This window comes from Corynebacterium sp. CNJ-954, from assembly GCF_001942345.1.
Classification (GTDB): Bacteria; Actinomycetota; Actinomycetes; order Mycobacteriales; family Mycobacteriaceae; genus Corynebacterium.
In genome coordinates this window covers 69,616-92,979 of the sequence record NZ_MKKI01000002.1, presented here as the reverse complement: position 1 = coordinate 92,979, position 23,364 = coordinate 69,616, and the positions used below count along the sequence as shown (strand labels likewise).

25 protein-coding genes are annotated in these 23,364 nt (G+C 65.2%); 11 read left to right on the top strand and 14 right to left on the bottom strand.

What is annotated here, in order from left to right:
- Positions 1-34 precede the first annotated feature (34 nt).
- The 3 genes from BJF89_RS01230 to BJF89_RS01220 are packed head-to-tail and all read left to right on the top strand — an operon-like array spanning position 35 to position 1,102.
- Positions 35-505, top strand: coding sequence for a universal stress protein (locus BJF89_RS01230; RefSeq protein WP_075811541.1), 471 nt, complete (start codon positions 35-37; stop codon positions 503-505).
- A 19-nt stretch (positions 506-524) separates the two neighbouring features.
- Positions 525-779 carry a hypothetical protein gene (locus BJF89_RS01225; protein WP_075811539.1) on the top strand — a complete coding sequence of 85 codons (255 nt, stop codon included), beginning with the start codon at positions 525-527 and terminating at the stop codon, positions 777-779.
- Between the two features lie 23 nt (positions 780-802).
- Positions 803-1,102, top strand: a complete 300-nt coding sequence (locus BJF89_RS01220; RefSeq protein ID WP_075811537.1) for a hypothetical protein — start codon at positions 803-805, stop codon at positions 1,100-1,102.
- Here BJF89_RS01220 and BJF89_RS19855 read toward each other — a convergent pair.
- The 8 genes from BJF89_RS19855 to BJF89_RS01180 form a co-directional block, all read right to left on the bottom strand.
- Positions 1,099-4,443 (bottom strand): ATP-binding protein, encoded by a 3,345-nt coding sequence (locus tag BJF89_RS19855; protein ID WP_304441319.1) that lies wholly within the window; start codon positions 4,441-4,443, stop codon positions 1,099-1,101. The genes BJF89_RS01220 and BJF89_RS19855 overlap by 4 nt on opposite strands.
- A gap of 2 nt (positions 4,444-4,445) precedes the next feature.
- The gene (locus tag BJF89_RS01210) at positions 4,446-5,102 is read right to left on the bottom strand and encodes a DUF4194 domain-containing protein (RefSeq protein ID WP_075811533.1); all 657 of its coding nucleotides are present in this window, start codon (positions 5,100-5,102) and stop codon (positions 4,446-4,448) included.
- Positions 5,099-6,598, bottom strand: a complete 1,500-nt coding sequence (locus BJF89_RS01205; protein ID WP_075811531.1) for a DUF3375 domain-containing protein — start codon at positions 6,596-6,598, stop codon at positions 5,099-5,101. The genes BJF89_RS01210 and BJF89_RS01205 overlap by 4 nt, the downstream gene beginning before the upstream one ends.
- Before the next feature lie 343 nt (positions 6,599-6,941).
- A complete protein-coding gene (locus BJF89_RS01200; protein WP_075811529.1) occupies positions 6,942-7,124 on the bottom strand; it encodes a hypothetical protein in 183 nt (60 codons plus the stop codon).
- Between the two features lie 79 nt (positions 7,125-7,203).
- Positions 7,204-8,259, bottom strand: a complete 1,056-nt coding sequence (locus BJF89_RS01195; RefSeq protein ID WP_075811527.1) for an SGNH/GDSL hydrolase family protein — start codon at positions 8,257-8,259, stop codon at positions 7,204-7,206.
- Between the two features lie 79 nt (positions 8,260-8,338).
- A complete protein-coding gene (locus BJF89_RS01190; protein ID WP_075811525.1) occupies positions 8,339-9,544 on the bottom strand; it encodes an MFS transporter in 1,206 nt (401 codons plus the stop codon).
- Positions 9,541-10,749 carry an MFS transporter gene (locus BJF89_RS01185; RefSeq protein WP_083650421.1) on the bottom strand — a complete coding sequence of 403 codons (1,209 nt, stop codon included), beginning with the start codon at positions 10,747-10,749 and terminating at the stop codon, positions 9,541-9,543. Before BJF89_RS01185 ends, BJF89_RS01190 begins: the two co-directional genes overlap by 4 nt.
- A gap of 5 nt (positions 10,750-10,754) precedes the next feature.
- Positions 10,755-11,321 carry an alpha/beta hydrolase gene (locus BJF89_RS01180; protein ID WP_075811521.1) on the bottom strand — a complete coding sequence of 189 codons (567 nt, stop codon included), beginning with the start codon at positions 11,319-11,321 and terminating at the stop codon, positions 10,755-10,757.
- 57 nt (positions 11,322-11,378) lie between these two features.
- On the opposite strand from BJF89_RS01180, the gene BJF89_RS01175 reads away from it, so the two are divergent.
- Both BJF89_RS01175 and BJF89_RS01170 read left to right on the top strand, forming a co-directional pair.
- Complete coding sequence (locus BJF89_RS01175) at positions 11,379-11,738, top strand: MerR family transcriptional regulator (RefSeq protein ID WP_075811519.1); 360 nt, start codon at positions 11,379-11,381, stop codon at positions 11,736-11,738.
- A complete protein-coding gene (locus tag BJF89_RS01170) occupies positions 11,725-13,509 on the top strand; it encodes an ABC transporter ATP-binding protein (RefSeq protein WP_075811517.1) in 1,785 nt (594 codons plus the stop codon). Before BJF89_RS01175 ends, BJF89_RS01170 begins: the two co-directional genes overlap by 14 nt.
- Here BJF89_RS01170 and BJF89_RS01165 read toward each other — a convergent pair.
- Positions 13,506-14,168 (bottom strand): NAD(P)H-dependent oxidoreductase, encoded by a 663-nt coding sequence (locus tag BJF89_RS01165; RefSeq protein WP_083650420.1) that lies wholly within the window; start codon positions 14,166-14,168, stop codon positions 13,506-13,508. The two genes, BJF89_RS01170 and BJF89_RS01165, sit on opposite strands and share 4 nt — an antisense overlap.
- Positions 14,169-14,219: 51 nt before the next feature.
- Between BJF89_RS01165 and BJF89_RS01160 the strand changes: the two genes are divergently transcribed.
- Complete coding sequence (locus BJF89_RS01160) at positions 14,220-14,495, top strand: helix-turn-helix transcriptional regulator (RefSeq protein ID WP_139311829.1); 276 nt, start codon at positions 14,220-14,222, stop codon at positions 14,493-14,495.
- Positions 14,496-14,504: 9 nt separating this feature from the next.
- Here BJF89_RS01160 and BJF89_RS01155 read toward each other — a convergent pair whose 3' ends face one another.
- From BJF89_RS01155 to BJF89_RS01145, 3 genes are all read right to left on the bottom strand, one after another.
- On the bottom strand, positions 14,505-15,419 hold the full coding sequence (locus BJF89_RS01155) for an NADP-dependent oxidoreductase (RefSeq protein ID WP_075811513.1): 915 nt from the start codon (positions 15,417-15,419) through the stop codon (positions 14,505-14,507).
- A gap of 35 nt (positions 15,420-15,454) precedes the next feature.
- The gene (locus BJF89_RS01150; protein WP_255372441.1) at positions 15,455-15,853 is read right to left on the bottom strand and encodes a MerR family transcriptional regulator; all 399 of its coding nucleotides are present in this window, start codon (positions 15,851-15,853) and stop codon (positions 15,455-15,457) included.
- Between the two features lie 120 nt (positions 15,854-15,973).
- Complete coding sequence (locus BJF89_RS01145; RefSeq protein WP_075811509.1) at positions 15,974-17,191, bottom strand: Cmx/CmrA family chloramphenicol efflux MFS transporter; 1,218 nt, start codon at positions 17,189-17,191, stop codon at positions 15,974-15,976.
- A gap of 140 nt (positions 17,192-17,331) precedes the next feature.
- Between BJF89_RS01145 and BJF89_RS01140 the strand changes: the two genes are divergently transcribed.
- A complete protein-coding gene (locus BJF89_RS01140) occupies positions 17,332-17,925 on the top strand; it encodes a TetR/AcrR family transcriptional regulator (protein WP_075811507.1) in 594 nt (197 codons plus the stop codon).
- Positions 17,926-17,953: 28 nt separating this feature from the next.
- Here the strand turns inward: BJF89_RS01140 and BJF89_RS01135 are convergent, their stop codons facing one another.
- Together BJF89_RS01135 and BJF89_RS01130 are read right to left on the bottom strand one after the other, a co-directional pair.
- The gene (locus BJF89_RS01135) at positions 17,954-19,159 is read right to left on the bottom strand and encodes an MFS transporter (protein ID WP_255372440.1); all 1,206 of its coding nucleotides are present in this window, start codon (positions 19,157-19,159) and stop codon (positions 17,954-17,956) included.
- Positions 19,160-19,262: 103 nt separating this feature from the next.
- Positions 19,263-19,844, bottom strand: a complete 582-nt coding sequence (locus tag BJF89_RS01130) for a TetR/AcrR family transcriptional regulator (protein ID WP_075811505.1) — start codon at positions 19,842-19,844, stop codon at positions 19,263-19,265.
- Positions 19,845-19,932: 88 nt separating this feature from the next.
- Between BJF89_RS01130 and BJF89_RS01125 the strand changes: the two genes are divergently transcribed.
- The 4 genes from BJF89_RS01125 to BJF89_RS01110 all read left to right on the top strand — a co-directional run bounded on the left by BJF89_RS01125 (position 19,933) and on the right by BJF89_RS01110 (position 23,354).
- Positions 19,933-21,063: an FAD-dependent monooxygenase gene (locus tag BJF89_RS01125; protein ID WP_075811503.1), complete on the top strand. Its 1,131-nt coding sequence runs from the start codon at positions 19,933-19,935 to the stop codon at positions 21,061-21,063.
- A gap of 134 nt (positions 21,064-21,197) precedes the next feature.
- Positions 21,198-21,905: a histidine phosphatase family protein gene (locus tag BJF89_RS01120; protein WP_075811502.1), complete on the top strand. Its 708-nt coding sequence runs from the start codon at positions 21,198-21,200 to the stop codon at positions 21,903-21,905.
- An 83-nt stretch (positions 21,906-21,988) separates the two neighbouring features.
- Entirely contained in the window at positions 21,989-22,573 is a 585-nt protein-coding gene (locus BJF89_RS01115; RefSeq protein WP_075811500.1) for a DUF3090 domain-containing protein, read from the top strand.
- Positions 22,551-23,354 (top strand): SCO1664 family protein, encoded by an 804-nt coding sequence (locus BJF89_RS01110; RefSeq protein WP_075811499.1) that lies wholly within the window; start codon positions 22,551-22,553, stop codon positions 23,352-23,354. Before BJF89_RS01115 ends, BJF89_RS01110 begins: the two co-directional genes overlap by 23 nt.
- Positions 23,355-23,364: the final 10 nt, after the last annotated feature.

Below are 23,364 nucleotides of genomic sequence, written 5' to 3'. Positions count from 1 at the left end.
CGCGGTGTCCGCGACACTTTCCGAAAGGCGCACGATGACGAAGACAATTGTGACCGGAGTCGACTCCAGCCAGACAGCGCTCGCCGCTGCGCAGAAGGCAGCGGAGCTGGCCGACGGAATCGGCGCGGAACTGCACGTGCTCTCCGCATACAGCATCAGCGCGTCCGTCACCCTGCAGGCAGCCAAGAGCAACAACATGGGGCCCGGAACCTCCGCCGCCTACCAGAAACTCACCGACGGCTACTCGCGCGCCTCCCAGCAGGTCGCCGACTCCGTGGCCGACGTCCTGCGCGAGGCCTACCCGTCACTGACCGTCCACGCCTCCGCCGTGGAAGGAACCCCGGCCGACGTGCTCCTGCTCCAGGCCGAGAAGCTCGGTGCCGACACCATCGTCGTCGGCAACAAGCACGTCCAGGGCATCTCGCGGATCCTCGGCAGCGTGGCACGCAAGGTGGCGGCGGAAGCCGCGTGCGACCTCTACATCGTCAACACCACCCAGCAGTAGGACGGCACGGCACCGAACCGTGTTCCTGGTCTCCCTGGTTCTCGGCCCCCTGCTCATCGGGGCGGCGTGGCTCTGTCACGTCCTCCGCACCGGAGGAGTGGTCAGCTGCGTGACGCTGCTGTTCCTCGGCACCGTCCTGATCTTCCTGGATGTGGTGGTGTCCTTGTCCGACTTCGACGAGGTGACGGCCGCTGCCGCAGTGACGAACGGCGTCGTCGCCCTCGTCGCGGTGGTGGTGTGCGCCTGGTCTCTGAAGGTGTTCACGGCCCGCTGAGAATCCTCCGTACGATAAGTCGTATGGACAGCCTCATCACCCTCCGCGTGAGCCATTCCCACCTCTTCCCCGGGGCGGTACTGCGTCTCCGGGACGGCCAGCAGTTCCCCGCTGATCCTGCCGAGTGTCTGCTGATCTTCTCCGACGAGTCGGAGGCAGAGGCCGAATTTTTTTCCGGTGACGGCGGTAACCCCTCACACGGCCGTCTGCTCGTGAGCGCCTACACCACCGGCGCGGGAACGGCGATCAGCGCGAAGAACTGGCACCTCACCGCGACTGCCCCCGGCGAATTGAAAGTTACCCGCCGCACCGACGACGGCTAGACAGGCAGACCCACCTTCGGCTTCGCCCAGGAGCGGCCCCGGGTGTCCTTGAGGATGTCGTACTCGACGTCCACATGCGGTTCGATCGCACTGTACTTGTCATTCGGGGCCCCGATGACCAGCTGGAATCCCAGACCACGCCACGCGCCGATGGCACGTTTGGTGAAGTGCGCGTCCGCCTTGATCAGCGCCTCATCCAGGAAGACCGGCGCATACCGGGGCCGTTCAGCGTCGGCGTCACCGAGCTGGTAGCGCAGCGCAGCGCCGACGATGAAGGCGATCAACTCCTGCGACTCACCTCCGGACTTCTCTCCGATGTGGTCGTACAGTGCGGCATGCTCCTTGGTCTCCGCATCGATCTTCTCCGCGCTGACCCGTACGTGGTTACGCACGTCAACCAGGTCGGCGAAGTCGGGCGCGGTCCGACGCATACGGTTGATCAACCGTGCCATGCGCTCGTAGGCCTGTTCCCGCTCCGCGTCGTTGACGGCGTCCTCGATCAGGCTGCGGACGTCCCGCAGGTCCTTGCGGAACCGTCGGCGCACCTCCGACTGGTTTTCCCGGGGGACGATCTGGAGACGGTGGTCGTCGTCGTAGAACGGCAGGTTCTCCATGATCCGGTTGATCGGCTCAATCCGCTCCCGGATCTCCCGCAGTGACCGACCCAAGGTCGATTCCAGGTTGGTGAGGTCGTTGCCCGACAGTGTCAGCAGACTGTTCTTCCACTCCGCCTCCAGCTCGTGCAGACCGCTGGTCTCCAGGTCCTCGAGAATCCGCTCGAAGTCCTTGAGGGACGTGTCCGGATCAGCACGCAGCGTGGGATTCGGCCAGGTGTCGAGGAAGGTCTCAAGGGTGCGACGCAACGACTCGCGTTGCTCGGTCAGCGTGGCTTGAGCGGCCCCACGGTCCTCTTCGAGTCGTCGGGACGCGGTGTCGAGCGCGGCGTCGAAGCGGGCGAGCCGGGATCCGGATGCGGTGTCCCCGGCCGGGTCGAAACGCTCGTTCAGGTAGGACGTCTGGGCGTCGTTCAAGGTCCGCCCGGCGCTTTCCGCCTCGTCGAGGGCCTCCTGCGCTGCATCGACCTCGTCGACCGTGTCGGCCCACTGGCGAGCCAGCCGGTCCTGTTCGCCTTTGGCGCGACCGGTGCTCTCCTGCAACCGGGTGACCTTAGCTTTCAGATCCGCGATCTGTTGCTGCAGGTCGGCGATCTCCGGGTTACCGTCGGTGATCTCGGCGATGATGCCGGCCCAGCGGTCACGTTCCTGCTCGACGGTGCGGACGTCGATCTGGTCCCAGGTCACGTCGGTCACCCGCGCGTAGGCGGCATGGCGGGCATCCAGAGCATCCAGTTCGGCGCCTGCCCGTCGCTCAGCGGCTTCGGCACCGTTGATCTCGTCACGGAGGGCCGCGATACTGTCGCCCAGTTCCGCCAGTCGCCGTCGGCTGGAGAATCCCAGCACATTACGCCCGCCGTGACCGCCATGGGCGCCACGGTCCCCCTGGGACACCTGACCGGTGATCGTCAGCGCGGGTTGCCGCGCTGAAAGCCCCTCGGCGGAATCGAAGGAATCGACACAGTGGAACCCGAACTGTCGTTCCAGCCGGTCCTGCAGCCACCCGGTGAAGGCGGTGTCCCGGTAGTCGAGTCGTCCGGGCAGGCAGTGGGGGTCGAGGCTGTCGCGCTGTTCGAAGTCGGTGTGCACGCCTTCGTACCGCAGCCGGACGTCCGTGCGGACCGCATCGACGGCAGCACGGAAGCGCGGCAGGTCATCGGCGTCGATGAGCATGGTCGTGGCGAACCCGCCCAAGGCGAGGTTGAACGCCTCCCGCCAGGGTTCGTACTCGGTCGACACGTCGACGAGCTCACCGACGAACGGCAGATCGTCGATCTGCAGGCCCGCAGCGTCCGCCAGAAGTCGACGGGCGACATGGAGACGTTCCGGGATGTTGTCCCTGCGTTGCTCGGTCCACCGCTGTTCGGTCTCCAGCTCGGCGAGCTGGCGCCGCAGCTTCTTCAGTTCCACACGGGATTCCGCATAACCGTCGCGGACGGAGGTCTTGGCCCCGGGGTCGGCGAGGGCGGCGCGGGCACGCTCCGCCAACGCGGTGAAGTCCTGTTCGGAATCGATGTCCTGCTCGAGGCAGACGATGTTCCCGTCGAACCGCGCGCGGTTCTGCTGTACCGCCGTCAGCCGACGTTCCACCTGTGCGAGCTCACGCTCGGCGGTGTCCAACCGGTCGCCGCCGGAATGCCGCAGGACGTCCAGCAGACCGTCGCGTTCCACCTCCGCTGCCTCGGCCAGGGCCGCCTGCGCCCGGACGTCGGCGTCCGCCGCCTGCTTCTGCTTCCGGACCTCGGTCTCCGCCTCGTGGAGCAGCTCCAGTCGGCGTCCCGTGCGCCACAGGGCCGCCAGCGACGACGGGTCCGAGAAGCGTCCGATCTCATCGAGCAGGCGCAGACGCTCGGCGGAGTCCTCGATCTTCGTCCGGATCCCACGGACAGGCTGCAGCATCCGCACCTGTTTCTGCGCGGTGACCATCCGGCTCCGGGTGCTCTCCAGTTCGTCGAAGTGGGCGACGACGGCGTCGGCGGTGGCCATCGTCTCGGGTTCTTCGAGCACCATGCGTTTGTAGAGTTCATCAACGGTGGTGATCTGCTGACCCGCCTGGATGCGGGCAAGCAGGCTCATGGCCTTGGCACCTGCTCCGGCGGCCCCGATACCCAGCACCGAGTGCACGCGCGCCAGGAACTCACGGTCGGTGGCCATGGTTTCCAGACCCGTCGCCTTCACCGCGGCGTCCGAGAGCCGTTGCGTCGCGGCACCCTCGAGCGCGGCGAGGTCGAAGTCCCCGTCGACCACACCGCGGACCTTCACCGTGTCGTCGAGCACCCGGGCCGATGCCGGGATGTACCAGGCGCGCACCGCGGTGAACCGCGAACCGTCGTGGTCACGCCAGGTCATCGACACCGCGGTCCAGGTGTCGCACCCGTCACCGCGCAGGACGGTGACCTGGGTTCCGTCATCGGTGCGGGACTCGTCGATCTTCCCGCGGCCGTAGGACAGGATGTTGCGCTGGTCCTCCCCGCGGGGACGTCCCGTCACACCGCCGTTGGATGCGCCGTTGAACGGGGTCGTGTGCGGCATCATCAGGGCGATGTAGGCGTCCATCAGTGTGGACTTCCCGGAGCCGGACCCGCCACACAGCAGCGTCGCCTCGGGCGAGAACTTCACCCGATGGGCGCCGTCGTACCCGCCCCAGTTGACCAGGTGAAGTTCGTCGGCGAGCCACTGCTGCCCGCGGGACTCCGCCGGCACCAGTCCGAACAATGTGTCGAGCATGGTCACAGCTCAGTGCCTCCCTGTGTCTGTCCACTCCGTGTCTGTTCCTGCAGCCAGTCGTTGAGTTCACGCAGCCGGTCGGCACTGAGCACGATCTCGACCAGCGGGCTGATCCGGTAGCGCCCCTCGGTCTCCTCGTCGATGATGCCTTCCTGGCGCAGCCGGCCCAGGGCATTTCGGATCAGTTTCTGTCGGCGTGCGATGTCGCCGTTGGCCTCGGTGAAGTAGGTCATCACGGTCTGCTCCACCTCCTCGACGTCCACCCGGGCGGCAAGTTCACCGGCGGTGGACTCGCGCTGGTAGACGGTGCGCAGGTAGACCAGCACCAGTGTCTCGGCCCGGGTGTAGGCCTCGTCGCGGAGCAGGATCGGCACATCGAGTTCATCGGAGCGCACCTGCTGTTTGTAGGCGACCCCACGGCCGGAATCGACCACCAGCCGGACAAACAGGTCGTGCAGCCTCGACTCGATGACCTGCTGGTTGTCCATCAGCACCTTCCAGTCGTCGCGGTTACGGTCGGCCTGCAGGAACCGGCGCTGCAACAACCGCACCAGTACGCGCCGCACCTCCGGGTCGAGTACGCCGCGGTCACCGGCGAAGCATTCGTCCGGGTCCTGCTCCATCGAGACTGTGTCGATGAACGGATCGTTCTCGGTCATTCTTCTGCTCCTTGTACAGACTGGGCGGTGACAGCTCCGAAGGCGAACCGTCTGACAGTACCGTCCGGACGGAGCGTCTCGACGACGGACATCTCCTCGCCCTCCTCCATGCCGTTGCGGTGGGCGATCTCCAGCAGCCCCAGCAGGTCGACGGGACGCCGGGAGTCGTCCGGCACCGTGCCGAAGGCCGTGGCCAGATCGAAGGGGCCGTCGAGGTCCGCGACGAACTGCTCCAGCTCCGGGTAGTGGGGCCCACCCCAGGCGCGCGTGTCGGCGTGAAGGAACTCGATGTCGGTCCCGTCGTCATCCTCGCGTCGAAGCGGCTCCGGGGCGCCCGGCAGGTGCAGGTCGTTGAGTGTCTGGCGCAGATGCCCGGGATGCGCGGTGGGGAAACTGCGCAGCGGCTCGACGGCGTCATGTCCACGGGAATCGGTCTTCGTCTCCTGCATCCAGGCCTGCAGGCCTGACATGACGTTGCGCAGCAGGTCGTCGACCTCGCGGTCACGGACGGGGTCGTGGGTTCTCACCTGCGCGGTGATCACGTGGGACGCGCGACGTTGCGCCGTCAGCACCTCCTGCACGCCCTGCTCGACGCGGCGGGCGATGGCGAGCAGTTCGCGGCGTTGATCGGCACTCATGTGCCGGGAGAAGGGCAACGCCATCAGCATGCTGAGCTGGTCGGTGAGGTGGTCGATGTTCTCCGGGTCGCCGATGAGGTTGAGTGCACCGGAGAAGGCACGACCCTCGGGGGTGGCCTCCATGACATGCTGACCACGGTGCAGGTACTCCCGCAGCACCTCGCCGGTCGGGCGGACGTCCCGCCGGAGGTCGGCGACGACATCGCGCTGCATCGCATTGATCGACTCCGCCACCCGGGCGAAGTCAGCGGGAAGCTCACGGGACAGGTGGACGACGTTCTCCGCCTCTTCCAGGAGCTGATCGTCGTCGACCGGGTCGATGTCCCCGCGCTCAAGCCGTTCGATCTCCTCGTCGATCGCCGCACGTTCGGCACGCAGCGTGGCGATGCGTTCCTCCGGGTCGGTCTCCGCCGCATGGGCGAGCTGGTCGACGGCGTCGAGGAGGGTCCGGACGCGGGAGCGGGACACCCGTGCGCGCCCGAGACCGCTGCGTCCGACGATCTCCAGGGCGCCGACCGCCTGAGCGGAGAGCCGGTAGACCTCGACATCGTCCTCGATCTGGGGAACGAGCCACCCGACGCGGACCCAGTAGCGGCAGATCTCCCGACCGTTCCCGGACGGCAGGCCACGGGAACCCCGGTCATCCTCGTCATATCCGGCGGCGCGGAGTTCGTCCACGACGTCGCCGACCTCCACATGTGCATCAGAAATGGCGACGGTGGGACGGTCCGGGGTGAAGATCAGCGACAACGCTGCGACGACGAACGGCGCGTACCGGCCGTGAAGCAGGTCGAGTGTCGGGTTCTTGAAGGCCGCCGCTGTCCGTTGATAGGCCGCCTCTGCACGCATGATTACCATCGGGGAAGAGTGTAGCGCCCGGGGTCGCGGCGCTGGATTCGGCGTGGTCGGGGCAGTTTTCCGGGGTGGGTTCCGGGCGGTGTGGGCCGGGCCGACGTGCCTGCTCCCGACTCCGTGTGCACGCCCTGTCATCTGAGTCACCGCTCAGGACGAATCGGAGGTCAGAATCGCTCTGAGCGGTGACTCAGATGACAAACGGCCTCAGCAGAGACGTCTTCGAGGGTGAGCCAGAGTGCCACCGCCTGCGAAGGCTCTGCATCTCGAGGAGAACACCCATCGCGAGCACGGTCGATCCCTGTGGTAGCCATCCGATGTGATGCAGCAGGAACCCCAGCTATTTGAGCTACCTGCCGGCCCTGCGGTTCACCCAGTGGACGAGCCCCGCGCCACAGAGGACGAGGGCAAAGAAGATAAGTCCGCCGACGAAGGAGTCGTTCCGTGCGGCGAGCCATATCGCCGCGACTGCACCGAAGATCCCGACGATCACTGCTTTCGGTTCCACCGAGCCGTTGCGCCCAGCCATCATGGTCTCCCATCTCCGCTGTTCGGTATAGATGCCGTCCTATTGAACGGACGGTCGAGTTCGCGTCCTGTGGCGACGGTCTTCAGCCCTGCATATCGCCATTAACCTCCCCAAGAACTCGGTCGGCGATAATCTCGTTCGCCCGGGTGGTGAGGTGAACGCGGCCAGCGAATACGTAGTCTCGGTCAGCGGTCGGACTCTTCCACTCATCTTCTTCACACCATTCAACATCAGCAGGAGCGCAGGCATCCTCGTTTGCGCCATAGGTGAACCCGTAGTCCTCCGGAGAGGCCACGATATCGCTCATAAGGGTATGCAAATCAAACAGATCCACACGCGGGTCATCAGGAAGCGAAGACTCGAACTTCTCGTTGTATACATCTGTCATCTCCCCCATGAAATCCCGTGTCGCCGCATTGTCGGACCATGGTGCATCAGCGAGATCATAAAGATTGAAGGCAAGTACGTGCTCAGCGCCGTTGTCTAGGATCTTCCGTACTGTGTCACCGGCAGATTTGGCAGCGGCCTCTATCCTCGATCCTTCCGCCCTCATGACTTCGGCGGGCAGCTGCTCGTCGCCACTTAGTTTCCCCGCAATCTCCTCGTTCTGGCTCGGGTCGAAGTTCAGTGCGACATCGTTCGTGCCGATGAAGAGAGAGACCAGCTGGTCCGGATGAAAAGACCCATGCTGGTCCAGATATCGCTCCAGCTGAACGGTTGCTGCGATCGGGGCGCCTTCGGGATTATCAGATACGGCGGAATAGGGTTCTTCGGCTCGCGCCCCACCTTCGGCATAGTTCAAACCGCCTGGGCCAGGCTTCCCGGGGATCCCATTATGTACATCGTCAACACTGTCGACATGTTCATTGCTCTCAGTACTCTGCCCGAACTCCTCGGCCACCATCTGGGCCCAGCTTCCCCCCGGCATGGTGGTCCAACGAAATCCGTAGGTCCCGGCATCAGTGAGACTGTCTCCAAAGAAGACGCCCTCCTCAATCGCGGAAGTGCGCTCGACAGCCGACGCCTGCTCGGTGGCAGTCGTATCCGAGCCAGTGCCGTTAGTGTCCTGTCCACCACAGCCAACCAGCATCAATGATGCAAGCAGCGCCAGTACCGCAGAGGTGTTCGTCTTCTTCATGCAGTCTCTCGCTTTCCTCAAAGCATTTACTTTTCCATGTAAATCATTATTATTGCGAAAAATATGTCAGCGTCGCAAATCACTGTTTCGATGCAGACGTCGGACGGCGGACGATCACAAGCACGAGGACAACCAGCGCCACCACCGCCGACACCTGCGGCAACCATGTGACGGACTGGGCCAGGATCGGGGCACCCAACGCGGATCCGGTGGCGATGCCGACCTGAACGCTCGTGACGTACACCGAGGACGCCCGGTCGGCGTCGCCCTCCGCGATACGCATGACCCCGGTCTGAAACACCGGGCCTGTAGCGGCGAACGCCAGCCCCCACACCGCTGCGGCAAAGAACACTCCGGCGTACTGAAGCCCCGTGGGCAGCGGCAGCATGGGCAGTGCAAGGATCACCAGACCGGCAGCGAACATCGACATCGTGACCACCTCCGCACGCCGTGGCCCGTGGTCGATGACTCGTCCGATGACGACCGTACCGACAGCTCCAGCAAGACCGAAGAACGTGAGTACTGCGACCACAAGGTTCGCCGTCCCCGTGGCCTCGGTGATGATGACCGCGATGTAGGTGTAGGAGATGAAGTGCGCGGTGACAAGCAGGATCGAGATCCCGCAGAGCACCAGCACGGCCCGCCAGTTCACCTCGTCGCGAGACGTCCTGGCGTCCCCGTGTGGCACTGCAGCTCCCTCCCCCACTGACCGTAGAGAGTAGAAGACGGCGACGGTGACTACGATCGTCGCTGCGGTGAGCAGAAGAGCAGTGGCCCGCCAGCCGATGATCCCACCGATGAAGGTGGTTCCGGGGCTGCCGAGGATCAACGCCAGCGAGGCTCCGCCGAACACCACGGCAGTCGCGGTACCGACCCGCTCACGGGGGACGAGTGTCGCAGCGGCGGGCGCCACCAGTGACCAGACCACGCCGTGAGTGAGTGCAGCAATGAGCCGACTGACAGCGAGCATCGCAAACGACGTCGATGCGACGGTAAGCGTTTCCGCGGTGACGAGGAAGACAAGCGCGACAACGAGGGCAGTTCGACGTGATACCCGCGAAGCGAGCGCCACCGTGGGGATCGTGGCGCAAGCAGCGACGATCGCATAACCACTGACCAGCAAGCCGACCTGCCCTTCACTGACGTCGACGCCGTCTGCGATGTCCCGGATGAGCCCCACAGGAAACACCTCGAAGGTGACGTAGACGAACGTCGCCCCGGCAAGCGCGATCAGCTTGGCCGTCGCTGTTGCGTTGACTCGGGTATGCCCCGTGGATCCTCTCATCGCGAAGCCTCGATCCCCGCTGCGCTCCCGTCCGTCGTCGACGCAGTGGCACGCCGAGCGGCATACACGACCTGCGTGATCACGAGTGCGCCGAGGGCACCGAACAGGGCGGCAGCGAGAGTCACGGCGCGGACGCCGAAGCCGAGGGTGATGACCTGTCCCCCGGCCCACGACCCGAGCGCGGCACCCAGCGCGAAAGCTGCCATATTGACCGTCAACGACAATGTCGGGGCGTCCGACGCCGTCGAGAGGATCCTCACCTGTAGCCCCGGGATCAGTGCGAACGTCGCGATCGAGAACAAGACGAGCAAAGCTGCGCTGCCACCCGCCGAGGGGGCGGCGATCCAGAAGATGACGCACACGACGGCGAGCGCCCAGGAGAGTCCGAGGACGGTGGCCTCGACGGAACGGTCGGCGCACCGGCCACCGATGACGTTGCCGATAATGGAGCCAACGCCGTAGGCAAGGAGTACCGCGGAGACCCACGCTGCGGGGAAACCTCCGACGTCAGTAAGCAAGGGCACCATGTAGGTGATGACCGTGAACATGGCACCCGAGCACAACACCGTAGCCAGTACGGTGCCGATCACCTGCCGGTTCGCGAACGCCAGGATTTCATGTCGCACCGAGGAGCTATCCGATGAAGTACCGGCGTCGGGGATCGTCAGCAGGATGAGAATGATTGCGACAGAGGCAAGGACGGCGACGGTGCCGAACGTTGCCCGCCAGTCCACCTGCTGTGCCATCAGTGTCCCGAACGGCACGCCGAGCACAGTAGCCAGCGTGACACCGAACTGCGTGCCCGCCACCGCGGATCCCTGCCGATTCTCAGCGACCATGGCACCGGCGGTGACGACACAGACGGCCATGAAAGTTCCCTGGATAACGGCGGTGATCACCCGACCGACGAGCAGGACGCCGAAGCTGGGGGCGGTGGCGCAGACCACGTTGCCGAGGACGAAGACGAGCAGAAGAAGGACCAACAGGTGTTTGCGTCGGATCCGGGTGGTGACGGCAGTGATGATCGGTCCACCGAAGACCACCGTCAGTGCGTACACGGTGACCAGGAGACCCGCAGTGGGGATGGTCACGGACATGTCCCGGGACAGCTCGCCCAGCATGCCGCTGGGTGAGAGTTCCGCGGTACCGACGCAGAAAATGGCCAGAATCAGGACGGCCATGCGGATATACATGGGGTCTTTCATGAATCTCACTGTCCGATGACCTCCAAGACCTCGGGCAACGAGGTGACGCCGTCAGCGGCCAGAAAATGGCCGGCGCCGGGTACAACCTGTGCCGCCGTCCCCAGAAGCTCGGCCAGCCGATCCGTGTGCGACGGCGGGACGAGGGAATCGTTGTCGGAACGCAGAACGGTGATTCGGTCGATGTGACCGTCCAGTCCTGTCACATCACATCCGTCCGCAATATAGTCGTCCAGTTCGGGCAGGGCGGGAAGTCGGTCAATGAAGCCGGAGACCAGCACCAGCGCCCCCAGGCGCCATGCACCACTCAGTGACCGCAGAAACCGAAGGGCGGTGAGGGATCCGAGACTGTGCGTGACGATGACCGAGTTCTCGTCCACCTCCCCGACCGCGGTGCGCACAGCGTCGGACCACTTCACGGGGTCCGGGTTAAGGGGGTCGGGTAGAGCGGGGACGGTGGTCGGGGTTCCGTTGGCACGAAGATGTTCGGCGAGCCAGCCGAACCAGTGATCGTCGGGTGCCGCACCGTAGCCATGGATGATCGATGCATGTCGTGGGGTTGTTCCAGTTACCATGCGACGGAACGATAGGGGTTCACGTTAGTGTGAAGGTCAAATCCACGAGGAGGACATGTGCTCATCGGTGAACTGGCGGACCGGACCGGGGTATCCACCCGCGCACTGCGCCACTACGAGGAACGCGGACTACTGATTCCGCACCGCGACACCAACGACTACCGGATCTACGCAGAGCAGGATGTCGTTCGAGTGGCGCAGATCCAGACCATGATCGCTGCCGGCCTGGGAACTGATCCGATCCGCCGCTACATCGACTGCGCCCGCACCGGTGACCACGGCCTGTCGCTGGAGATGTGCCCGGATCTGCGTGCCGAACTCGATGCCCTGGCCACAAAGCTGACGGCCCAGCAAAGCACACTCGAGCAGAAACGCGAGCGCCTGTGCGCTCTCGCGGCAAACAATGACTACTCCTGACGCCTCGACGGCCGACGTCCCCCTCCGTAAAGGGCTTTCACTGCTGGTCTCCTACGCGCGGCCACACCTGCGCATTCTCCTCGTCGGCGTTCTCCTCGGACTGTTCGCCACCGCGGTCACACTGGCGACCCCGATGGCAGCGAAATGGGTTCTGGACGGGTTGGGTACCGACCGTGGTCTCGCCGGCCCGGTGACAATCCTGGTGGCGCTCCTGCTCGTCGGCACCCTCGCCGGCTTCGTACAGAGCGTGCTGCTCGGCCGACTGGCGGAGCATATCGTGTTGGACGCCCGCCGGTCGCTTATCCACCGGTTCTTCCGTGCACGCCTGGAGCAGATCCAGCGTTTCAAGACCGGTGAGCTTGTCACCAGGGTCACCAGCGACACCGTGCTGCTCCGCGAGGCCGCAACGTCCAGCGTTGTCCAACTGATCAACGGAGCGGTGTCCCTGGTCGGCACCATCGTCCTGATGGCGCTCCTCGACCTTCCGTTGCTGGCGACCACCTTGCTGGCACTGCTCATCATCGGTGTGATGTTCGGCGTTCTCGTGCCCCAGATCGGTAGGGCCGACAAACAGGCGCAGGACGCGATCGGAGAACTCGGGTCAACGCTGGAGGGCGGGATGCGGGCCCTACGCACGGTGAAGTCGAGTCGTGCCGAAGACCGTGAGATCAACCGCGTCACCGGTAAGGCGGAGGAGTCCGCGCGCTACTCCATCCGGTCCGTCTGGTACTCCTCGCTGATCTGGACGGTGGCCGGCGGTGGCATGCAGTTGGCGATCATCGTGATCCTGGGGCTGGGTGCGTGGCGGGTGAGTTCGGGCGAGCTCGCCGTATCGACGCTGGTGGCTTTTCTGATGTACGCCTTCAATATTGTCGATCCGATCACCTCTCTGGCCGGGGCATTCTCGTCCATCCAGTCCGGCTTGGCCGCCGCCGCACGTATCCAGGAGACAGAGCACCTGGCGCTCGAAGACACCGACGCACGGCCCGCCGACGGCCCACAGAATGCATCCTCGGACGGCGGACCGGCACTGGCGCTGCGACAGGTGACCGCCGGTTACCAGAGTGCCGATGAACCGGTACTGCTCGATGTGACCATCGAGGTCCCGCGGACCGGGCATCTCGCCGTCGTCGGGCCGTCGGGAGCAGGAAAGACAACCGTGTTCTCGCTGCTGCTGCGTTTCATCGACCCGCGCTCGGGACGCCTGGAGCTCGACGGCGTTCCCTACGAGCGGTTGAGCATCAACGACGTGCGCTCACGCATCGCCTATGTCGAGCAGGAGACCCCGGTCATCCCCGGTACCGTCCGGGACAACGTCCTGTTCCGCGCCCCCGACGCCTCTGACCAGGAGGCGTGGGACGCTCTTTCCGCCGTGCAACTGGACGCGAAGATTCAGACACTCCCGGAAGGACTCGACAGCGCTGTGGCGGACACCAATCTCTCCGGAGGCGAACGCCAGCGCCTGGCCGTGGCACGAGCGCTGGTGCACAGACCGGACGTTCTGTTGCTGGACGAGGCCACCGCGCAATTGGACGGCACGACCGAGGCCGCGATCCAGAAGGTCATCAGTACAGCTGCCCGAACCGGAGCCGTAGTGACCATAGCCCACCGGCTGTCCACCATTCTCGATGCTGATCAGATCGTGGTCCTGGACGGAGGAAAGGTCCGTGACTCCGGTACCCACCATGAGCTCGTCGCTCGCGATGAACTGTACCGGGAGTTCATCGAAGCCCTGCGCATCCATACAGGAGCGCCTGATTCAGGTGCTTAGTTGTTGACCCACCGGGCGTAATCCTGTGCCGCACGGTCAAGTTCAGCATTGCTGAGATCACCGACGCCGTGCAGGAAGAAGCCTCCCCCGTAGCGCATACCCACGCGGGCTGCGGTAGCGGCGAAGGGCGACGTCAACTCGTCCATCGTCGTCCGGTAACGCCCGTCGGGCAGGTAGTCGTCGGCCCGTGACCAGGTCGAGACAGCGATGCAGAGCTCTTTGCCCTCCAGCGAATGACCGCCCGGACCGTAGGCCCACCCCCGTTCAAGAACAACTTCAAGCCATTCCGCGAGTAACGGCGGAGCATTGTACCAGCGGAAGGGAAACTGCAGGACGATACGTGCATGGTCGGCGAGCACCGCCTGCTCCGCCGCAGCATCGAAGCCTCTGTCTCCTCTGCTTTCGGACAGAATCCGCAGGTCCACCAGGCCATCCTTGCGAAGAGCCTGCACCCAGGTGGCGTTCACCCGGGACTCGTCAAGATCAGGATGTGCCACGATGACAACCGTTGAGCGACTCGTCGGCTCCGCGACTGCGGACGACGGCTCGTCCGTCACCGGTTCCTCGAGGTACCGGTGAGTGCTGCCAGCGACGACGGGGAGCGCGATCAGCGCAAAACCTCCGAGGACCAGTGCGAAGACGACGACGGCTCTGGCCATCCCGACCGGTTGTCAGAGCCTGCCGCAGAAGACATTCGCCTCGAGCGGGTCATGGGGGTCCTGTCCGAACCGCTACGACTGACGATCGTCCAACGCCTTCTTCGCGGCGCGGAAGAGTTCGACCAGACCTGCGGCTGGTTCGGGTTCGACAGGCCGAAGTCCACCTTGACCCACCATTTCAAGGCTCTGCGTGAGGCCGGAGTGATCACCCAGCGCCAGTACGGCCTTGAACGCCGGAGCCGCGTGCGTCTCCACGACTTAAACAGCAGATTCCCGGGGCTCATCGATCTCGTCCTCAACTGGAACCCTGCCCCTTCTGCACAGTGACCCTCCAGGTCAGGGAACCAGCAGAATCTTTCCGGCCGGATGCCCCGTCTGACTGAACGTCAGCGCGTCTGCAGCCCGCGCCAGTGGAAAGGTCGCACCGATCCTCACGCTGACCACGCCCTGCGCAGCCAGTGCCACGGTCTGTTCCAACTCGTCCGCCGGGTGTCGCACCCACGGAATTCCGGCGGCGTCCGAGTGGGGGTCTCCCCACGCCGTAACGGCACGACCGCCCGCGCCCAGGACCTCACGAGTCACGGCCACCGTTTCCCGCCCGCCGACGGCATCAGCGACGGCATCAATGGGACGGTGGCGCCCCAGTGAGTCGAGGAGCCCGGGGCCGTACTCCACGGCGACCGCGCCGAGCGAGCGCAGGTAGTCGTGGTTACCTGCCGATGCCGTCCCGATGACCCTGGCTCCCCGACTTACAGCGATCTGCACCGCCGCGGAGCCGACGCTGCCGGCGGCGCCATGCACCAGCAGTGTGTCCCCCGCCGTCACACCGAGGTTCTCGACCAGCGAATACCCGGCCACTGCGGAGGACGGCAGCCCTGCCGCCTGCTCGATACTCAGCGAGTCCGGACGGGACACGACGAGGCTGGCATCCACCACCAGATCCTCCCGGAACGCCCCTCCACGGGCACCGGCAATCACCGGATCGCCGATGCGGACATGAGTCACTCCAGTTCCGACAGCCTCGACCACCCCGGTGCCTGCCCACCCCGGGACGTGCGGGAACGGCACACGGTCAGTGTGCCGGAAGTATCCGGCGACCATCTTCCAGTCCACCGGATTGACCCCGATCATCTCCTGCCGGATCCGTACCTCTCCTGCCCGCGGATCAGAAGGTTCGTCAGGCTCCCAGCAAAGGACCTCCGGGGAACCGTAGCGGTAGTAGGCGATTCGATTACTCGTGTCATTGCTCATGGTGTCGACGCTAAAGGCTCACACCGGTGTGAGAGTCAAGTCGTCGTGGGACGCGGGCTGGCAGTGATCACAGTGTCCAGTGCCGTCACTGAGGTGCGTAGTGCGTCAATACGGTCGAGGAGTTCATCACGCTCAGCGACGAGCTCGTCGTAGAGGTCCGCACAGGCCAGCGCCACAGGATCACCCTCGTGGCCCTGGAGACACGGCAGGATGTGTTCGATCTTGTGGGTGCTCAGCCCCGCAGACAGCAGAGCCTGGATACGGTGCACGCGGACAACGTCAGCGTCGTCGTAAACGCGGTATCCGCTGGACAGCCGAGCCGGGTGCAGCAGGTTCTGCTCTTCGTAGTAGCGCAGGGAACGGATACTCACTCCGGTCTGCCGCGACAGTTCGCCGATCTGCATCGAGGACTCCTTCCCGGGAATGACTCTCACATAGGTGTCAGAGTCTAGCTCCTCAAACTGACGTGCCTCCGGGACAGACGCTCAGGGGTGGCCGCACTTCTCAAAACCAACCAGCAGTGCACGTCCCAGGAAGCCCCACGCCTTTGACGCCTATCCACAAGGAGTCTCGACTCCTTCCACCTGCCGACTACCCTGCTCTGGCCGTTGATTGGCAGATGCTTGCTTCGCCCTACCGTCCAGGAGCATGTCCCACGCCCACAGCACCAGCGCAAGAACCGCGACGGCGGCACCGATAGCGGGAATCACCGGATAGTCATGCCCGGCCGACAGCGCCAACCCGCCGAGCCACGGCCCGAGAGTGATCCCGACATTGAACGCCGACACATTCCCCGACACCGACAACGTGGGAGCGTCCGGCGCAAGAGGGATGAAGCGCGAGTTCAACGCAGGGTTGGTGCTGAAACCGAGGAAGCCCAACGCGACGACGAGTGCAACAACTGCTCCCGGATACTGCGCGAACAGGGCCAGTAGCACGGACGTCACCAGCAACCCGGTGAACCCGATACCGAGAACTGACTTCGGGTAACGGTCGGCAGCCTTGCCACCGAGGACGATGCCGACGAGCGCCCCGAAACCGTAGCCGAACAACACCGCGGGCACCCAGGATGATCCAAGACCGGTGGTCTCGATGAGCATCGCCGAGAGGTAGGAGAACGTCCCGAGCAGTGCGGTGGTCGCCGTCGCCGTCATCGCATAGGACAACCACAGCCGGGGCGGACGCATACCCCTGAGCTCCACGCGGAGGTTCGGCGGATTCTCCGGGCGCAGGGCAGGCACACAGAACACGATGACGACAGCCGCAATGGTCGAGAGCACCGCAACTGTCCAGAATGCACCCCGCCAGCCGAGGTGCTGCCCGATCCACGTTCCTGCCGGTAGGCCGAGCACGGTGGCCACGCTCAGCCCGCCAGCGACGATGCTCATCGCCTGCCCACGTCGCTCAGGCCCAGCCAAGGCCATCGCGGCACTCCCGCCGACGGCCCAGAACCCGGCGTAGGCGAATGCTCCGATGAATCTCATGGCGAGCAACAGTTCATAGCTACCGGTGAGCGCGCTGACGACATGACTGAGAACAAACACCGCGAGGAACAGAAGAAGGGCGAAGCGCCGGGGCCAGCGCAGGGTCAGCGCCGCAAGTACCGGCGCCCCGACGAGCATGCCGAGCGCGAAAGCGCTGATGAGCATTCCCGCCTGTGGGATGCTCACCTGCAGGTCCTCGGCCATGTCGGGCAACAGTCCGGCAAGCATGAGCTCACTGGTGCCTTGGGCGAAGATGCCGAAACCGATGCCCCAGATTGCGAGTGGCATCACAGCAGTGCCCCCTCTTCGTACCCCCACAACTGCAGTGTTCGTTCCCGTCAGCGTCTTCATGCCGTCCTCCGTTTTATATCGAGTGCTATAAAAAGCGACCGTAGCATGTTTTGTAGCACCCGACATACAATGGGGGGATGACGTCCACACCACCCCGCGGCAGACCCCGCAGCTTCGACCGGGACACCGCCCTCGACACCGTGATCCGGGTGTTCTGGCGCAAGGGTTACGAGGCCACGTCGGTACGCGACCTCAGCGAGGAGCTAGGGATCGGGCAGCCCAGTCTCTACAACGCCTTCGGCGGAAAACGCGCCCTGTTCACCGAAGCAGTCGGCGTGTACGACCACACGTACGGCGGATTCATCGATGCCGCACTCGACGAGGAGCCGACGGCCACCCTCGCACTGCGCCGGATCCTGACGGAAGCACCACAGCGCTACACCCGCGACGGATTGCCCCCGGGTTGCCTGATTGCCGGTGGAGACGCCGGTACGGACGACGAGGACGTCCACCATGAGTTGTCCGAACTCCGCCGGCGCAAGACGGCCCAGATCGCCGCCAGGATCGACGATGACATCACGGCAGGACGTCTCCCCGAAGAAACAGACTCAGCCACGACAGCGGCCTACGTGATGACCGTGTTGAGCGGGTTGGCCCAGCGAGCTCGTGATGGTGTTCCACAAGACGACCTCGCCGCAATCACCCAGATAGCGAGCGCCGCACTCCCCTGACACCAGGCACGTCAGGCGGGGTGAACACCTACGCTTCCACCCGGCGCAGCGCGGCGCGGCGGGCGAGGACGATGAGAATCAACCCGACAACAGTCAGTGCAGCACCGGTGAGCGTCGGACTACGCAGCCCGAACCCGGCAGCAATGGCAGCTCCGGCGATACTCACACCGACGGTGTTGCCGAAGTTGAAGGCCGCGATATTCGTGGCCGATGCCAGGGTGGCCGCGCCATGCGCATGCCGCATGACCCGCGCCTGGAGCCCCGGTACAGTGGCGAAACCCACGAGCCCGAGCAGGAAGAGCATGATGCCGGTCGCCACCGGCATCGCAGCAACAGCCCCGAGGACGAGCAGAACGACGGGCAGCAGCAGAGACAGGATCAGGACGGCGTTGTCGGCGTTACGGTCAGCCGCCTTTCCACCGACGATGTTTCCCAGGAACAGACCGGCACCGAACAACACCAACAGCCACGGCACCGTCACAGCAGAGAAGCCACTGACCTCACGCAGCAGCGGCTCGATGTAGGTGAAGACGCCGAACATGCCTCCGAAAACAAGCGCGGTGGTGAGCAGTGACGCCAGAACCTGCGGCCGTGCCAGTACCCTGAACTGCTGGCCGACCGGGAGTTGGTCCTTCTCCGGCTCAGTGCACGGGACGAGGGCGACGAGTCCGGCGAACGCCACCACGCCCACCGCCGAAATGACCCAGAAGACCGTCCTCCACCCGAACTGCTGACCGATCAACGACCCTGCAGGTACACCGAGGACGTTGGCGATGGTCAGCCCAGCGAACAGCGCCGCCACTGCGGACGCCTGTCGTTGCCGCGGGACCAGGGACGCCGCCAGCACGGCACCGATCCCGAAGTAACCGCCGTGGGCGAGTGCAGCGAAGACGCGCCCGGCGAACATGATCTCGTAGTTCGGCGACCAGGCGGACAACAGGCTTCCAGCAATGAAGAACGCCAGCAGCACCAGCAGTGCCTGCTTGGGCGGACGTTTCATCAGCAACGGAGTGAGAACAAGCGCGCCGGGCACCACGGCCAGGGCATAACCTCCCACAAGATGACCAGCGACACTGATACCCACCCCCAGGTCGTCGGCGACTTCGGTGAGCAGTCCGGCAATCACGAATTCCGTGAGCCCGATCCCGAAACCACCGATACTCAACGCGAGCAGGGCCAGGGAGGCGGTGCGTTGCGACATACCGCGTGAACGAGTGTCCTCGACTGTTTCCATGCCCGTCACCGTGCCCCGGCGCGAATCAGGTAGCCAGGCCCCTGCCGTGACTAGCACCGGCAGTGACAGTCATAACCCGTAGGGCTGCTTCGGACCGCGACCGTCAGCGTTCGCCGGTGACCAGTCCGGCAAGGTAGTGACGGACGATCCGCTCCACACCGGCATCGTCGCCCACGTCGACACCGCCTCCCCGAATGACCCGTTGCATCAGCAGGCCGTCGACCAATACGACAAAATCGGCGGCCGCCTCTGCAGCGTCATCCACCCCGAGGAGCTGGAGGCACCGCTCGGCTGCTGCAACCAGCTGCGGACGCACCGGTGGGTCCCCCGCCAACAGGCTGCTTATCCCGTCGTCGTGACGGTACTCGACGTGCAGGGCGATCCGGGCGACGTGCTCCTCCTCGCGCCGCAGCGTCGCCTCGATGGCCCGTGCAACGAGCGTCGCCGCGGTGGACACCGTGAGAAACTCCGGCCACTGCACCGCTGACATATCCGCTGTCGTGCGCGTCGCCAACCTTCCCACGATGAGGACGATGAGGTCGCGTCGGGTACGGGCATAGTACGACGTCGAGCCAGCGGACAGTCCCACCTCCGTGTCGATGGCCCGGTGAGTGAGGGCACGGACACCCTGCGACGCGATGATCCGGATTCCGGCATCAGCGATCTCTGTACGGCGGTCTTGCACTGGCGACTGCTCCGACACATCGGCAATCCTAGTGCACATCGAGTACTCTACATATGTAGAGCCACGATAACGCGAAAGGGTGCACGCCATGAGAATCGCCGTCATCGGCGCCGGGATCGCCGGGCTGGTCGCCGCCGCCGGCCTGCAGAAGGCCGGGCACGAGGTCACAGTCCATGAACGCAGCAGCAACCCGCACCCTGTCGGCGCGGGGCTCACTCTCTTCGGCAACTCCTTCGAGGCCCTTGATCTCGTCGGTCTCGGGGATGCGGTACGTGACGCGTCCACCGGAACCATCGGATCGATGCGCGCTGGTCAACGCACTCCCTCAGGACGCTGGATGACGACCGCCCCTCCGGCGACTTCAGGAGCGGTACGCAGCATTCATCGCAGCGACCTGCACAGAGTCCTTATAGACTCCCTTCGCACGGGGACGCTGCGCCTAGGCTCGCCCGCCACTGTCTCGGCCGACGGGACACCACGCATCGTCGCGGCCGGCCAGTCCGAGGATGTCGACCTGGTCATCGTCGCCGACGGGATCCACAGCCCCAACCGTCGGATTCTCGGGTTGGACACCGGCCTGCATTACGCCGGGTACACCGCCTGGCGCGGCGTGACCGGCGCACCGGTGGACATCCACCACGAGGCAGGTGAAACCTGGGGACGCGGGCAGATCTTCGGTATCGTCCCCCTCCCCGACCATCGCATCTACTGGTTCGGAACGCTGAACTGCCCCGCCGGGTCAACCTTCCCCGATGAACATGCCGAGGTCCGCCGACGCTTCGCCGACTGGCACCCGCCGATCCAGGAATGCATTGAAGCGACCCCTCCGGACGCTCTCCTGAGACACGACGTCTACGACCTCGCCGCACCACTCCCCTCCCTGGTGAAGGGCCGCACCGTGGTCATCGGTGACGCCGCCCACGCCATGACCCCGAATCTCGGCCAGGGGGCGGGCCAGGGAATCGAAGACGCCGCAACGCTCACCGTCCTCTTACGGGACGCCTCCCCTGATGCCCTCGAATCGACGCTGTTCACCTATGACGAACTCCGCCGACCCCGTACGACCTCAGTAATGAGGGGGTCTCGTACGGCCGGGCGGGTGGCCCAAGCGTCCAATCCACTGCTCGCCGGTCTACGCGATGGAGCACTGCGACTCACCCCGGCCCGGGCGCTCACCGTAGCGAACAACCGGCTCGTCAACTGGCCCCGGCCTGCCTGACCCCTCAGCGCTACCCACCCCGCAGCAGTCAGCAACCCCGGAGGCCGGTCGCACCAACCTGCGGGGTTGCTACCTCAACGGGACAGCACCGGCACCACTGCACGACTGGCCCCGTCCCGACTAACCTCGGCCGCATGGCCACAGTCATCCTGGTCCGTCACGGACGCAGCACCGCGAACACCGAAGGCATCCTGGCGGGACGAACACCCGGCGTCACCCTCGACGACACCGGCCACCGGCAGGCCGAGCGCACCGGAGACCGTCTCGGGACCGTCCCGTTGCGTGGGGTCGTCTCCAGTCCCCTGGAGCGGTGTCGCCAGACCGCCCAGGCCATCCTCGGGCATCAGTCAGGCGCACCGTCCTTCACCACCGACGACGGCATCATCGAGTGCGACTACGGCGACTGGCAGGGCCGCAAGCTCGCCGATCTCGGTAAGGAAGAGCTGTGGAAGACCGTCGTCGGGCAACCCTCGTCGGCCGTGTTCCCCGGCGGGGAATCCCTGGCCGGGATGCAGGAACGGGCGGTCGCCGCTGTCCGGCGGCACGATGCAGTCGTGGAGGCCGATCACGGTGCCGGCGCGGTCTGGGTGGCCGTGACACACGGCGACATCATCAAGTCCGTCATCGCCGACGCCTACGGCATGCCCTTCGACCATTTCCAGCGGGTCCACGCAGATCCGGCCTCCGTGTCGGTCATCCGCTACACCGAGGCTATGCCGCACGTGCTCTGCGTCAACACCGAGGCCGGTGATCTGTCCTGGCTGGTACCGTCCCCCGACCAGCAGAAAGACAGCAAGGATGACGGCGCCCAGGTCGGTGGCGGCGCTGGTCACGGCGACTGACCTGGTTCCCCGCGTGCCCGGTGCACGCCTTTCACTGCACCAATCACTGCACCAATCAGCGTAAGGCTCCTACAATGGCGCTTATGCCCACCACCACATATGGATTCGACTGGCCGGACCGTTTCGTCGTCGGCACTGTGGGATTGCCCGGTGACCGGACGTTCTATCTGCAGGCACGTGACCGGGGTGTGACCGTCAGCGTCTCACTGGAGAAGCAGCAGTCCGCCGCGCTCGCCGAGGGTGTCGCCGAACTGCTCGGCAAGCTACGCAACCAGGACGGCAACCCCTTCAACGTCCCTGATGAGACCGATGAACTGCTCATCGACGACGAGCCGTTGGACATGCCGGTCGACGAGGAGTTCCGCGTCGGCGTCCTGAGTCTGGGTTGGGACCCGAAGACGTCCCAGGTGGTCATCGAGGCCGCTCCCCCGCCTGAGCTCGATCCGGACGAGATCGAGGAACTGCAGGCATCCGTCGACTCCGATGAACCCGTCGAGATCCAGGTGGAGCCGGACGAACTGTTCTCCGTGCGTATCCCTGTCGGCGCGGCGAAGGCGTTCGTGGACCGGACACTGGCGATCGTGAACTCCGGCCGCCCCCTCTGCCCTCGCTGCGGTGAACCGATGGATCCGGAGGGTCACGAGTGTGACATCCCCGACGGGTTCTGACGTGGCCGCGCCGGAGGGCGACCTCGAGCTGGAGGGGCGTATCGTCACCGCCTCGAACGCGACGTTCCGTGGGCAGATCGGTGACACGACGGTGGTGTACAAACCCCTGATCGGCGAGAAGCCACTGTGGGACTTCCCCGACCGCACACTCGCCCGTCGCGAGGTCGCGGCCTACCTGCTGTCGGAGGCACTGGGATTCGGCGTGGTTCCGCTGACCTGGTTACGCGACGGGCCGTTCGGCGAGGGGATGGTGCAGCTCTGGTGTGAGACCGCCGGTGCCCGGCATCCCGTCGACCTCGTTTCCCCGGACGAGGCTGACGTCCTGCAGGACGCGGGGTGGTGCCGGGTACTCGACGGTGTGGACGAGGAGGATGAGCCTGTCGTCCTGCTGCACGAGGACTCTGCCGCCCTCCGCAGGATGGCGGTCTTCGACCTTCTCGCCAACAACGCCGACCGGAAGGCCGGGCACATCCTGCCGACGGCCGACGGGCACCGTTTCGGTGTGGACCACGGGCTGACGTTCCACACGCAGAACAAGGTGCGCACCGTGCTGTGGGGTTGGGTCGCCGACCCCTTGTCGGACGAGGAACTCGCTGCCGTGCGCCGGGTCCGCGACCAGCTGGGTTCCGGCCAGGACGACTCACTCGGAGAATCGCTGGGAGAGCTGCTGTCCATGGCCGAGGTGACCGCCGTGGCCGACCGGTGCGACCAGCTGCTGGCCGCCGGCGTCTTCCCCGGTCCGCAGCCCGGGTTACCTGCCGTGCCCTGGCCGGTCTTCTAGACGGTCCGTC

What these genes read in the sequence shown, in the direction of transcription:
- BJF89_RS01185 (WP_083650421.1), bottom strand. Translation starts at nt 10,749, where the DNA reads ATGAAAGACCCCATGTATATCCGCATGGCCGTCCTGATTCTGGCCATT.
- BJF89_RS01170 (WP_075811517.1), top strand. Translation starts at nt 11,725, where the DNA reads ATGACTACTCCTGACGCCTCGACGGCCGACGTCCCCCTCCGTAAAGGG.
- BJF89_RS01195 (WP_075811527.1), bottom strand. Translation starts at nt 8,259, where the DNA reads ATGAAGAAGACGAACACCTCTGCGGTACTGGCGCTGCTTGCATCATTG.
- BJF89_RS01220 (WP_075811537.1), top strand. Translation starts at nt 803, where the DNA reads ATGGACAGCCTCATCACCCTCCGCGTGAGCCATTCCCACCTCTTCCCC.
- BJF89_RS01230 (WP_075811541.1), top strand. Translation starts at nt 35, where the DNA reads ATGACGAAGACAATTGTGACCGGAGTCGACTCCAGCCAGACAGCGCTC.
- BJF89_RS01190 (WP_075811525.1), bottom strand. Translation starts at nt 9,544, where the DNA reads ATGAGAGGATCCACGGGGCATACCCGAGTCAACGCAACAGCGACGGCC.
- BJF89_RS01155 (WP_075811513.1), bottom strand. Translation starts at nt 15,419, where the DNA reads ATGAGCAATGACACGAGTAATCGAATCGCCTACTACCGCTACGGTTCC.
- BJF89_RS01200 (WP_075811529.1), bottom strand. Translation starts at nt 7,124, where the DNA reads ATGATGGCTGGGCGCAACGGCTCGGTGGAACCGAAAGCAGTGATCGTC.
- BJF89_RS01140 (WP_075811507.1), top strand. Translation starts at nt 17,332, where the DNA reads ATGACGTCCACACCACCCCGCGGCAGACCCCGCAGCTTCGACCGGGAC.
- BJF89_RS01145 (WP_075811509.1), bottom strand. Translation starts at nt 17,191, where the DNA reads ATGCCACTCGCAATCTGGGGCATCGGTTTCGGCATCTTCGCCCAAGGC.
- BJF89_RS01180 (WP_075811521.1), bottom strand. Translation starts at nt 11,321, where the DNA reads ATGGTAACTGGAACAACCCCACGACATGCATCGATCATCCATGGCTAC.
- BJF89_RS01165 (WP_083650420.1), bottom strand. Translation starts at nt 14,168, where the DNA reads ATGGCCAGAGCCGTCGTCGTCTTCGCACTGGTCCTCGGAGGTTTTGCG.
- BJF89_RS01210 (WP_075811533.1), bottom strand. Translation starts at nt 5,102, where the DNA reads ATGACCGAGAACGATCCGTTCATCGACACAGTCTCGATGGAGCAGGAC.
- BJF89_RS01135 (WP_255372440.1), bottom strand. Translation starts at nt 19,159, where the DNA reads ATGGAAACAGTCGAGGACACTCGTTCACGCGGTATGTCGCAACGCACC.
- BJF89_RS01205 (WP_075811531.1), bottom strand. Translation starts at nt 6,598, where the DNA reads ATGGTAATCATGCGTGCAGAGGCGGCCTATCAACGGACAGCGGCGGCC.
- BJF89_RS01115 (WP_075811500.1), top strand. Translation starts at nt 21,989, where the DNA reads ATGCCCACCACCACATATGGATTCGACTGGCCGGACCGTTTCGTCGTC.
- BJF89_RS01160 (WP_139311829.1), top strand. Translation starts at nt 14,220, where the DNA reads ATGGGGGTCCTGTCCGAACCGCTACGACTGACGATCGTCCAACGCCTT.
- BJF89_RS19855 (WP_304441319.1), bottom strand. Translation starts at nt 4,443, where the DNA reads ATGCTCGACACATTGTTCGGACTGGTGCCGGCGGAGTCCCGCGGGCAG.
- BJF89_RS01120 (WP_075811502.1), top strand. Translation starts at nt 21,198, where the DNA reads ATGGCCACAGTCATCCTGGTCCGTCACGGACGCAGCACCGCGAACACC.
- BJF89_RS01125 (WP_075811503.1), top strand. Translation starts at nt 19,933, where the DNA reads ATGAGAATCGCCGTCATCGGCGCCGGGATCGCCGGGCTGGTCGCCGCC.